Genomic DNA, 10,668 nt, shown 5'->3' on the forward strand with positions numbered 1-10,668 from the left:
CCCGCGCATCTCGGAGCAGCTCTGGACGGCCGTCCGCCTACTTCGTGGCCGACTCGGCCGCGGCCTGCGCGGCCTTCAGGGCGTCCTCGGGCGACTGCGCGCCGCTCAGCGCGTTCTGCACGGCCGTCCAGAGCTGCTCCGAGATGCGCGGGTACTGCGTGCCGAGGTTGTCGGAGGTGCGGCCCTTCGCAGCCTTCACCGCCTCGACCCACGGCTCGAGGTCGGCGTTCGCGGCCACCTGCGCCGCCTGGGCGTCGGCGGTCGGCGCGATGTACGAGAGCGTCGTGTCGGTGGTGACGAGGTTGTCGGTCGACGTGAGGCACTCGGCGATCGCCGCGGTGGTCTCGTAGCGCGCGTCGTCGTCCTGCACCGGGATCGTCAGGAACTCGCCTCCGGTCGGCGCCGGAGCCGAGCCGCCGTCGATCGCGGGCACGGTCAGGATCCCGTAGTCGATGCCGGACGCCTTCGCGTTCGCCAGCTGCCACGTGCCGTTCTCGCCGAACGCGTACTCGCCGGTCTCGAACTCCTGCCAGCTCGTCGTCTGCGTGTTGCCGATGACGGAGTCGGGCGCGTAGCCCTTCTGCACCCAGTCGGTCCAGAGCGAGACGGCCTCGACGGCCTCCGGCGAGTCGAGCTCGGTGAGCTCCGCACCCGATCCCCAGAACCACGGGAGGAACTGGAAGCTCCCCTCTTCGGTGCCGATGCCCGAGAACGTGATGCCCTTGCCGCCCGAGGCGGTGACCTTCGCGAGCGCGTCGGTCAGGCTCGCCCAGTCGGTGACCGAGGCGATGTCCACTCCGGCCGCCGCGAGCACCGTCTTGTTGTAGTACAGCGCGAGCGTGTTGGCCCCGATCGGGACGCCGAAGGTGTCGCCGTCGACCTCGCCCGCGGCCAGGATGTTCGCGTCGATGTCGCCGGTGTCGAGACCGTTCTCGGCGGTGGTGGTCAGGATGCCCGACTCGGCCAGCGTGGAGACGACGGGGTTGTCGACGAGCAGGATGTCGGGCGAGTTCCCCTGCTGCCCGGCGAGCAGCGCCTTGTTGGTGAGATCCGTGGTGTCGTAGCCGGTGCGCTCGATGCTCACTCCCGCCTCCGTGCCGCAGGCGTCGATCAGGGTGGCCCAGTCGCTGCTCTCGTCGAACTGGGGGTACGGGTCCCAGAACGTGTAGGTGCCTCCGGCGGCCGAGGCGGAGTCGCCTCCCGAACCTCCCGCGCAACCGGTCAGCACGGCCGCGGCCGCTCCCAGAGCGACGGCGGCGCTGAGGCCCCGTGCGTACTTCCTCGTCCTCACGAGATGATCCCTTCGTCGTTGACGGGTCGATCCGGTCCGCTTCTGAGCGGCACCGAAACTACTTTCTGCCGTTGAACCTAAGCAACGGAGGGGCCCACGTCAAGAGACGCGATCGTTTCGGTCTTTTCGGTTTCCGTGCGAGGATCGTGCCGGGCGCAGAACCGCGCCGCCGATCGGAGGACGCCGTGACCCCGCGCAAACCCACGGGCACCATCACCCTGACCGACGTCGCGCGCGTCGCCGGCGTCTCGGTCGCCACCGCGTCGAAGGCGCTGAACAACCGCGATCAGGTCCGCGCCGAGACCCGTCAGCGGGTCCTCGACGCCGCCGCCTCGCTCTCCTTCACGCCGAACCCCTTCGCGAAGGCGTTGAACTCGACGCGCACCGGCACGATCGGCATGCTCACCAGCGACCTCGACAACCGCTTCGTGCTCCCGGTCCTCCTCGGCGCCGAGGACGCCTTCGGCGCCGGCTCCACCTCGGTGCTCCTCTGCGACGCCCGAGGCGACGCGGTCCGCGAGCAGCACCACATCAAGAACCTGCTCGCCAAGCGCGTCGACGGCATCGTGGTCCTCGGCCGCACCACCAACTCGCGCCCGTCGATCACGAGCACGATCCCCGTGCCCGTCGTCTACGCCTACGCCCCCTCCGAGGACCCCGCCGACTCGTCCTTCACCCCCGACAACGCGCAGGCCGGCGTCCTCGCCGCCCGCCACCTGGTCGAGCGGGGCCGCCGCCGCATCGCCCTCATCAACGGCGAGCCCAGCTACGCCGCCGCCCGCGATCGCGCCGCCGGCGTCCAGGAGGCGCTGACGGAGGCGGGCCTGCCGCTGGTCGGCGGCGACGTCCTCTACGGCCAGTGGTCCGAGAGCTGGGGCCGCCAGTGCGCGGAGGAGCTCGTGAACGCCCACCCCGATCTCGACGCCCTCATCTGCGCGAGCGACCAGATCGCCCGCGGCACCCTCGACCACCTCCGCGAGAGCGGCCGCCGCGTCCCCCGGGACGTCGCCGTGGTCGGCTTCGACAACTGGGACCTGCTCGTCGAGGCGGCCCGCCCCCCGCTCTCGAGCATCGACATGCAGCTCGAGACGCTGGGGCGTGCCGCAGCGGAGGAGCTGTCGCACGCGATCCGCGGCGGAGCGACTCCGGGCGTTCGGCGGATGCCGGTGCGACTGGTCCCGCGCGAGTCCTCGGCCTGAGGATCCCCGCTCGAGCGACCGTGCAGCCGCGATGAATCGCTCAGAGTCCCGGCGGGACTCGCCTCTCCATCGGAACAGCATCCGGCGCTGCTTCCACGTCCGCTTCCGGAGGAAGCGGCCGCGATTCGGTGTGGGCGTAAGCCGTGAAGCGCGGGTTTCGGTTCCGTGCCTGTGCTGCGGTGAAGTCGGTGTCCGGCGCGGAGGCGACATCGGGACCCGGCCAACCGGAGACGGTCGCGGCATCGACTCGGCGGTAGTGCTCACGCAACGCGTGCAGGACTGGTCGGGTCGCCTCTGCGACGAGGGTTCGCACGGTGTCGATGAGTTCGTCGAACTCTGCGGCTATCGCGCCAGGCATCTGCTGCGTGACGCAGAACCCCCGCACATCGGTGACGAGACCGCGAGTGTCGAGGACCGCGAGAGCGACGGGCAGCACGAGAGTCGACTGGGAGTGCGCGACTGTCGTGTTCCGGTACCTCCGGATGGTCTCGTGGAGCGAGCGACGCTCGTCCGGAATGCCGGGGAAGCAGGACATCCGATCGAGACGATGTCGCACGGCGGAGTGTATGAACGGCCGGACGTATGCAGTGACCGCGTGCATGGTGAGCGGCATCCACAAGGCGCTCCCTTCGCCCGCCTCCCGCGCGAGCTCGAGGCTCTGAGCGGCTTCCGAGAGGTCTGATGCGTGACTGACGAGGGCTGTGGCCAACCTGTTCTCCGGACTGTCGGGCAGGAGCGCGAAGCCGATACCGCGGGGATCGGTCATCGCCGCCGCACGGAGGACACGGTCGAGACGAGCTGCCCGAGGCGATCGCGGACCGCTGAATACGCCGCGGCTCCATCGCCATCGAGGACGGGGACGCGAACGATCGGAGGATGGCCCATGGCGGGTGCCGTGAGGTCTCGAAGAGAATCGTTGTACGCACGCTGGCGAGGCCTGCCGGAGGGGCCGAAGCCGACCGCTCGCTTCGTGTGACGATACTTGTCCGCGCGCGGGCTCCACTCCTCGCAGAGCTCGAGGTATCCGGTCAGGGAGTATCCGAGTGCAGTGTCGCTCGGGTAGAGCGTGAGGGCCCGGCGTCGGAAGCTCGTGAAGTGCTGGAACTCATCGATCTCGATGAGGGTTCCCGTCGGCAGGTGGATGAAGTCGCCCGGAAGGGACTGCGTCCCCTTCGCGGCTTGGTCCGCATCGATGCCGCCCAGCGCGTCGAAGATCACCTGCAGCGGCTCACGGGCGGCGGCCGCCGCCTCTGGAAGATGGAAGTGCCCGCGCCGATTGACCCAGGGGAGTCGAGCTCGTTCCAGTTCGATCCCGTCAGCCGCCGCCGCGACCTGAAAGGCTCGCTCCGCATCTCCTACTGGCATGCGCGCAGGCTACAGGGGTCCGGCAGAACGCCGATCCGGCGTGGCGACCCGCTTCCCGGGCTGTCGGCCGACAGCGCGCACCGGATGTGTCCCCAGCCGTCTCGATCCGCGCGCAGAGTCGTTCCCTCTCGTCCGTCCACGACGTCGACGGCGCCCGGAAACGCCCCCGCCCAGGTCGGGTCGCGGCCAATCCCGAGCACCTTGCCGACCAGCTGAATGAGGATTCCATCGCCCTCTGCACCCATCTACTGGGGGTGAAAAACGGAGGAAACGGGCCTCGATGTGCACTATCGACGGCGAGTCTCGCGGCGCTACGGTCAGGTGCCCGAGTAGCACACCGATCCGAACGGTGCCCTCGGCTTCTCAAAGGAGAGAAGATGACAGCCACGACACGCGGCCGAATCGCCGCCGCAGCCATCGCGCTGCTGACCTCCGCCGCACTGATGCCACTGGGGGCCGGCGCGGCCTCCGCGGCCACCAGCGGCGGACCGGTGGTGCTGATGGGCATCGACGCCGAGGACGGAGGGCCGGGCGGTCACGGCCCCCTGAGCGTCTACGTCGATGTGGTCGGGAGCATCCTGGCCGAGAGCTCCGGCGGCGACGGCATCGCCGTGATCGGAGCGAACGGCTGCGATGCCGCCGTGTTCTGGGACGCGATCGGTGTCGAGACAGCCGAGACGATCGACTACCTGAACGGTGCCGAGATCACGACGACGGCCTTCGCGCCGTACCAGATGGTCGCTGTGGCCAGTTCGTCGTTCGACACCTGCGGTGGTATCACCGAGGCCGAGAACACCCTCCTCACCGAGCGGCGGATCGACATCGCCGACTACGTGAACTCGGGACGCGGACTGCTCGGACTCAACCAGCAGGGACTCAGCCAGCCCTACGGCTACATCAGCGGACTGGGATCGTTCACCTTCAGCTTCCCCGACCAGTACCGCGACATCACCCCCACCGCAGACGGCCTCGAGATCGGGATCACCGACGCGCTCGACATCTGCTGCTGGCACGACGAGTACGACACGTTCCCCGCCTTCCTCTCCGTCCTCGCGACGAACGCCGTCACCGGTGAGGCGGCGGCGCTCGGTGGCGCCAACGTCGTCCTCCCCGGAGCGATCACCCTCGACCCGGCGACGGCGACTCTCGACGTCGGCGCGACCCACACCGTCACCGCCACCGTCCTCGACGGCGAGGGGAACCCGGTAGCGGGCGAGCTCGTCACATTCCAGGTCACCGGAGCGAACACCGCCGCAGGGACGGCGACGACCGATGCGGACGGCCGAGCCGTCTTCAGCTACGTCGGCACCGTCGCCGGCACCGACTCGATCTCGGCGAGCTTCGACGACGACGGCGACATCCGCACCGCCACAGCCGAGGCGATCTGGGAGCTCCGCAACCTGCCGCCGGTCTGCACGACCGCGACAGCCGGCCAGTCGGTCTGGCCGCCGAACCACAAGATGGTCCCGGTCACCATCACCGGAATCACCGATCCCGACGGAGACCCCGTCACCGTCACCGTCACGTCCATCTACCAGGATGAGCCGGTCAACACGGTGGGCGACGGCAGCACCGCCGTCGACGGTGCAGGCGTCGGAACGAGCACGGCCCTGATCCGAGCGGAGCGCAGCGGATCCCCGAAGGTCCCCGGCAACGGTCGCGTCTACCACGTCTCGTTCACCGCGGCCGACGGCAACGGCGGCTCCTGCTCCGGCACCGTGACGGTCTCCGTGCCTCACGACCAGCGAGGATCCGCGGCGAAGGACGACGGTCCCCTGTACGACTCGACCCGGCCGTGAGGTGAGAGCCTGACCGACCGCTGACACCAGCACGACGACCGAGGGGTCCCCAGCCGGGGGCCCCTCTCTCGTGCGTCCGTGCAGACTGTGCTCATGATCCGACGATGGTGGAGCCGCTCGGCGGCGAAGGAAGCCTGGACGGCTCCTCACTACGAGCTCGATCCTCGGGTACCGCCATCGGCGGACTGGCCGCGACGGGGCATCGTCGGTCGCATCGGTTCCGGGGCGCATGCGGGCGAGCTGGTCTTCGCGTACGACGACCGCGTCCCCGGAGCCGAGGGCGGGCTGATCGACGAGCTGACCCGAGGAGTGGACGTCACCTGGTCGGTGGACGAGGAGGCCGACCGAGGGCTCTGGGACTCCCACGACGCCGGCCGGGGATGATCGCGCGCAACGGCGTCTAGGGAACCAGGGATCTCGGAGCACCTCCGGGAAGGGCGCGTGAGGGCGCCGCCGGAGCGACGACCGAGGGCCTGGTCGAGAGCACCGCTGCTGCTGCCGCACCGATGGTGTCGGTCGGCACCCGCCCCAGGAGGGACTCCAGATCACCGCTCGACTCCTCGAGGAAGCCGTGGCGAACGGCGGAGTGGATCGACATCAGCATCGCGGGCTGGAACGGCTTCATGCCCGCCGCCTCGTACGACGCCCGTCGAGCAGCGAGGGAGAGGGCGTCGAGAGGAACGGCCAGACGGTCCGCGACGTCGGCCGCCGTGATGGGCGGTCCGACCAGGTCGTAGGTGCGGCCCGCATGCTTCAGGGGTGCGGCGGAGACGAGGGCTGCGACCTCGGCCAGGTCGTCTCGAGCGACGGCCGCGAGCGATCCTTCCCCGAACGCCGAGACGAGACGCGGCCCCGACCAGGAGAGGAGGGATCCGAAGAGGTCGGCGTAGAGGCCGTTGCGGAGCACGGTCCAGCGGGTGGTTCCGCGCTCGAGTCGGCGCTCGGTCCAGCGGTGGGCGAGAGCGAAGGCGAGGTGATCGCCGGCGGCGGCGACGCTCGTGTAGACGATGTGCTCGACGCCGTCGCGTTCTGCGGCAGCGAGAGCCGCCCCGTGGCGGGCGATGACGACATCGTCCTCCGCCTCGCCTGCGGAGACGAGGACCAGCGTGTCGACGCCGGAGAACGAGATCGTGGGCGGATCGTCGAAGTCGATCGTCCTCATCCCCGGCGTCTGTCGACGGCTGCTGCCGATCGCAGGAACGCCGCGTGCGAGGAGGCTGGTCAGGATCGTGGAGCCGAGCTGTCCGCTCGCGCCGGTGACGAGGATCACGGTCGTCCCTTTCGTGGTTCTGTCCGGTAACTACGCTGATCCCGCTGCGTCCCGCCAGCTCCTACAAGGAGGCATCGTCGTGTCACCCACGAACACCGGAGTAACCGCCGACCTCGAACCGTGCGGGCTGGACGAGCATCCCGACTGCGGCATCAGAGACGTCCTGACCCGGGTCGGCGACAAGAGGTCGGTGCTCGTGATCGTCGAGCTCGCCTCTCGCGATCGACGGTTCCGGGAACTCCAGCGCGCGATCGACGGGATCTCCCAGCGGATGCTGACCCTGACGCTGCGACGCCTCGAACGGGACGGACTGGTCACCAGGACCGTCTTCCCGACAGTGCCGGCCCAGGTCTCCTACGGACTCACGCCCTCCGGCAGCAGCCTCACCCATCTCGTGAAGGCCCTCGCCGACTGGTCGCTCGAGCAGAGACCGGTGATCGCCGCGGCACGCCACCGCTACGACGAGCAGAACCCGGGTCACACGATCCAGTGACCGCCTGCGCGCAGCGAAGGCGCGTGGCTGAGCGGGCGAAGGCGCGTGGCTGCGCGGGGCGCGGCGCACCTCGCTCGAGCGTCAGTCCGCTGCGGCAGAACGCTCCGCCACCCGCATCGTCCCGCCGGCCTGCGCCGCGAACGCCCGGGCCGTCGCCGCGATCGTCCGCTGCATCACCTGCACCGCCGCCGTCGGCGCCAGATCCGCCGGCCTGGCGAGGCTGATGGTCCGGGTGAGCCGCGGCCGCTCCGACGACGGCTCCTCGATCCGGATCGATCGCAGCCCCGGCCGACCCTGCAACACCATCGCCGGGACGATCGCGATGCCGAGGCCGCGCTCGGCGAAGCGCAGCACCGCGTCCATCTCGGCTCCCTCCAGCACGACGTCGGGAGTCAGGCCGGCCGCCGAGAACGCGGCGTCCGTCGTGCGTCGCAGGTCGTAGCTCGAGTTGAAGACGATCTGCGGGAGTCGGGACACCGCCGCGAGATCCAGGGCGCCCGACGCCGCCAGCGGGGGCTCCGCGGCGGAGGAGACCACGACGAGCTCCTCGACGAGCAACGGAGTCACGGTGAAGGCGCCGACGGACGCCGCGGTCGACGTCGTCACGAGCGCGAGATCGAGCTCGCCCCGAGCGAGGCGGTCGAAGAGGCTGCGCGAGCCGTCCTCGGCGAGATGGAGCTCGATGGCGGGATGCGCCGCGTGGAACGCGTGCAGCACCTCCGCGACGAGGCTGATGCAGAGCGTCGGAGTCGCGCCGAAGCGCACCCGGCCGCGCTCGAGTCCGGCCAGCTCGGCCAGCTCGCGGCGCACCGACTCCGCATCGGCGAGCATGCGCCGCGCGAGCGGCAGGAGGAGCTCGCCGGCCGGGGTGAGGGTGTTGCCGCCGCGGGAGCGATGAAACAGCTCTGAGCCCAGATCCTGCTCCAGCGACGCGATTTGACGGCTCAGCGAGGGCTGAGCCAGGTGCAGCTCCTCGGCCGCGCGGGTGAAGCTGCCGAGGCGCGCGACCTCGACGAATCCGGTCAGCTGCTCGAGGTTCATGCTCATACCCTAGGCGCATGGTTGGCACCCGATATATGCATTGGAGTAATCGACGAGCGAAACCTAGCGTGGGGTCATGACCATTTCAGCGACCACCACTCCGGAGCGTCGGATCTCCACCTCCGTCCTCGTCATCGGCACGGGCGGATCGGGCCTGCGCGCCGCGATCGAGCTGGCGGAAGCCGGTGTCGACGTCCTCGCGCTGGGCAAGCGCGCGAAGTCGGACGCGCACACCTCGCTCGCCGCCGGCGGGATCAACGCCGCCCTCGCCACCATGGACCCCGACGACAGCTGGCAGCAGCACGCGGCCGACACCATCACCGAGTCGTACCTGCTCGCCAACCCGCACACCGTCGAGATCGTCACCTCGAACGCCGCCCGCGGCATCCAGGATCTCGAGCGCTACGGCATGCCGTTCGCCAGAGAGGACGACGGACGCATCTCGCAGCGCTTCTTCGGCGCGCACACCTACCGCCGCACCGCCTTCGCGGGCGACTACACGGGCCTCGAGATCCAGCGCACGCTCGTGAACCGTGCCGCTCAACTCGAGATCCCGATCCTCGACACCGTCTACGTCACGCGCATCCTCGTCAACGACGACGGAGCCGTCTTCGGCGCCTACGGGTTCGACCTCGTCGACGGCACTCGCTACCTCATCCACGCCGACGCGGTGATCCTCGCCGCCGGCGGGCACAACCGCATCTGGCGCCGCACCTCCTCGCGCCGCGACGAGAACACCGGCGACTCGTTCCGCCTCGCTGTCGAGGCCGGCGGTCGCCTGCGCGACCCCGAGCTGGTCCAGTTCCACCCGTCCGGCATCATCGAGCCCGAGAACGCGGCCGGCACCCTCATCTCCGAGGCGGCGCGCGGCGAGGGCGGCATCCTCCGCAACGGACTCGGCGAGCGGTTCATGCACAAGTACGACCCCGAGCGCCTCGAGCTGTCGACCCGCGACCGGGTAGCGCTCGCCTGCTACACCGAGATCAAGGAGGGTCGCGGCACGCCGAACGGCGGAGTCTGGCTCGACGTGTCGCACCTGCCGCGCGAGACGATCATGACGCGGCTCCCCCGCGTCTACCAGACGATGCTCGAGCTGCAGATGCTCGACATCACGAAGGACCCGATCGAGATCGCGCCGACCGCCCACTACTCGATGGGCGGGGTCTGGGTCCGCTCGGACGATCACAGCACCGATGTCCCCGGGCTCTACGCCATCGGCGAGGCGTCCAGCGGACTGCACGGGGCGAACCGGCTCGGCGGCAACTCGCTGATCGAGCTGCTCGTCTTCGGTCGGATCGTCGGACAGGCGGCTGCGGAGTACTCGGCTTCCCTGACCGCGCAGACGCGCTCTGCCGCGTCGCTCCAGGTCGCGCGCGACGAGATCGCGGACCTGCTCGCGGCCGACGGCACCGAGAACGTCCGCGCCCTGCAGCGCGCGATCCGCAACACGATGACCGAGCACGCGGGAGTCGTCCGCGACGAGGCGGGCCTGCTGGCCGGCCTCGCCGAGCTCGACGCGATCGAGGCGCGCATCACCGACATCGGAGTGCACCCGGACATCGCCGGGTTCCAGGACCTCGCGCACGCCTTCGACCTCAAGTCGGCCGCCATGGCAGCGCGGGCCACCCTCGAGGCGGCGCTGGAGCGCCGCGAGAGCCGCGGCTGCCACAACCGCAGCGACTACCCGGAGATCGACCCGGCCCTGCAGGTGAACCTCGTCTGGTCGCCCTCCACCGGCATCACCCGCGAGGAGATCCCCGCAGTCCCGGAGGAGATCCAGACCCTCATCCGCGAGGTCGCCACCGCAGGCAAGCTGCTCGAGTAGAGGACCATTGACGACGAATCGCCGACCCGGAGCACATCGCGTCGGCGTTTCGTCGTTCATGGACCGGAGCCGCCTCGTCTGCGCGTCGCTTAGACCAGCAGAGTCTTCACCCCGATAAGCCGACCCGGTCGCCGGCACGAGCCACAACCGTCTACTCGCTCCGAGAGAGAACCCTCGTTGAGCCGACGGCAGAAGGAAGACGGAGGTGAGCGCCCTCGTCGTCGAGAGCCGTCAGCGTCCCCGACACATGCGTCGGGATGGCGGGTTAAACAGCGATGGCCACCCAGTGTCTGGGTGGCCATCGTGAATGGTGTCCGGCGGTGTCCTACTCTCCCACAGGGTCCCCCCTGCAGTACCATCGGCGCTGAGAGTCTTAGCTTCCGGG

10 protein-coding genes and 1 rRNA gene are annotated in these 10,668 nt (G+C 69.9%); 5 read left to right on the top strand and 6 right to left on the bottom strand.

All coding sequences use genetic code 11. The features are described 5' to 3' along the window. Positions 1-37: 37 nt before the first annotated feature. Entirely contained in the window at positions 38-1,291 is a 1,254-nt protein-coding gene (locus NB037_RS16675) for a sugar ABC transporter substrate-binding protein (protein ID WP_251947768.1), read from the bottom strand. A 185-nt stretch (positions 1,292-1,476) separates the two neighbouring features. Between NB037_RS16675 and NB037_RS16680 the strand changes: the two genes are divergently transcribed. Next, positions 1,477-2,490: a LacI family DNA-binding transcriptional regulator gene (locus NB037_RS16680; protein ID WP_251947770.1), complete on the top strand. Its 1,014-nt coding sequence runs from the start codon at positions 1,477-1,479 to the stop codon at positions 2,488-2,490. 40 nt (positions 2,491-2,530) lie between these two features. Here NB037_RS16680 and NB037_RS16685 read toward each other — a convergent pair whose 3' ends face one another. Both NB037_RS16685 and NB037_RS16690 read right to left on the bottom strand, forming a co-directional pair. Next, positions 2,531-3,256 carry a hypothetical protein gene (locus NB037_RS16685; protein WP_251947773.1) on the bottom strand — a complete coding sequence of 242 codons (726 nt, stop codon included), beginning with the start codon at positions 3,254-3,256 and terminating at the stop codon, positions 2,531-2,533. Then, positions 3,253-3,855: a DUF7255 family protein gene (locus NB037_RS16690; RefSeq protein WP_251947775.1), complete on the bottom strand. Its 603-nt coding sequence runs from the start codon at positions 3,853-3,855 to the stop codon at positions 3,253-3,255. The genes NB037_RS16685 and NB037_RS16690 overlap by 4 nt, the downstream gene beginning before the upstream one ends. A gap of 377 nt (positions 3,856-4,232) precedes the next feature. Here NB037_RS16690 and NB037_RS16695 point away from each other — a divergent pair, with 377 nt between their 5' ends. Both NB037_RS16695 and NB037_RS16700 read left to right on the top strand, forming a co-directional pair. Then, positions 4,233-5,654, top strand: a complete 1,422-nt coding sequence (locus NB037_RS16695; protein ID WP_251947777.1) for an Ig-like domain-containing protein — start codon at positions 4,233-4,235, stop codon at positions 5,652-5,654. Between the two features lie 93 nt (positions 5,655-5,747). Beyond that, positions 5,748-6,038 (top strand): hypothetical protein, encoded by a 291-nt coding sequence (locus tag NB037_RS16700; RefSeq protein WP_251947779.1) that lies wholly within the window; start codon positions 5,748-5,750, stop codon positions 6,036-6,038. A 16-nt stretch (positions 6,039-6,054) separates the two neighbouring features. On the opposite strand, the gene NB037_RS16705 is transcribed toward NB037_RS16700, so the two are convergent. After that, positions 6,055-6,924 (bottom strand): NAD-dependent epimerase/dehydratase family protein, encoded by an 870-nt coding sequence (locus tag NB037_RS16705; protein ID WP_251947781.1) that lies wholly within the window; start codon positions 6,922-6,924, stop codon positions 6,055-6,057. A 79-nt stretch (positions 6,925-7,003) separates the two neighbouring features. Here NB037_RS16705 and NB037_RS16710 point away from each other — a divergent pair, with 79 nt between their 5' ends. Continuing rightward, positions 7,004-7,417: a winged helix-turn-helix transcriptional regulator gene (locus NB037_RS16710; protein ID WP_251947783.1), complete on the top strand. Its 414-nt coding sequence runs from the start codon at positions 7,004-7,006 to the stop codon at positions 7,415-7,417. 81 nt (positions 7,418-7,498) lie between these two features. Here NB037_RS16710 and NB037_RS16715 read toward each other — a convergent pair whose 3' ends face one another. Beyond that, the gene (locus tag NB037_RS16715; protein WP_251947785.1) at positions 7,499-8,458 is read right to left on the bottom strand and encodes a LysR family transcriptional regulator; all 960 of its coding nucleotides are present in this window, start codon (positions 8,456-8,458) and stop codon (positions 7,499-7,501) included. 76 nt (positions 8,459-8,534) lie between these two features. Here NB037_RS16715 and NB037_RS16720 point away from each other — a divergent pair, with 76 nt between their 5' ends. Next, on the top strand, positions 8,535-10,283 hold the full coding sequence (locus NB037_RS16720) for an L-aspartate oxidase (RefSeq protein ID WP_251947786.1): 1,749 nt from the start codon (positions 8,535-8,537) through the stop codon (positions 10,281-10,283). Between the two features lie 312 nt (positions 10,284-10,595). Here NB037_RS16720 and rrf read toward each other — a convergent pair. Beyond that, positions 10,596-10,668 (bottom strand): 5S ribosomal RNA (rrf, locus tag NB037_RS20070); the annotation flags it as partial.

This window comes from Rathayibacter rubneri (genome assembly GCF_023743255.1).
Classification (GTDB): Bacteria; Actinomycetota; Actinomycetes; order Actinomycetales; family Microbacteriaceae; genus Rathayibacter; species Rathayibacter rubneri.

What these genes read in the sequence shown, in the direction of transcription:
- NB037_RS16685 (WP_251947773.1), bottom strand. Translation starts at nt 3,256, where the DNA reads ATGACCGATCCCCGCGGTATCGGCTTCGCGCTCCTGCCCGACAGTCCG.
- NB037_RS16690 (WP_251947775.1), bottom strand. Translation starts at nt 3,855, where the DNA reads ATGCCAGTAGGAGATGCGGAGCGAGCCTTTCAGGTCGCGGCGGCGGCT.
- NB037_RS16695 (WP_251947777.1), top strand. Translation starts at nt 4,233, where the DNA reads ATGACAGCCACGACACGCGGCCGAATCGCCGCCGCAGCCATCGCGCTG.
- NB037_RS16700 (WP_251947779.1), top strand. Translation starts at nt 5,748, where the DNA reads ATGATCCGACGATGGTGGAGCCGCTCGGCGGCGAAGGAAGCCTGGACG.
- NB037_RS16715 (WP_251947785.1), bottom strand. Translation starts at nt 8,458, where the DNA reads ATGAACCTCGAGCAGCTGACCGGATTCGTCGAGGTCGCGCGCCTCGGC.
- NB037_RS16720 (WP_251947786.1), top strand. Translation starts at nt 8,535, where the DNA reads ATGACCATTTCAGCGACCACCACTCCGGAGCGTCGGATCTCCACCTCC.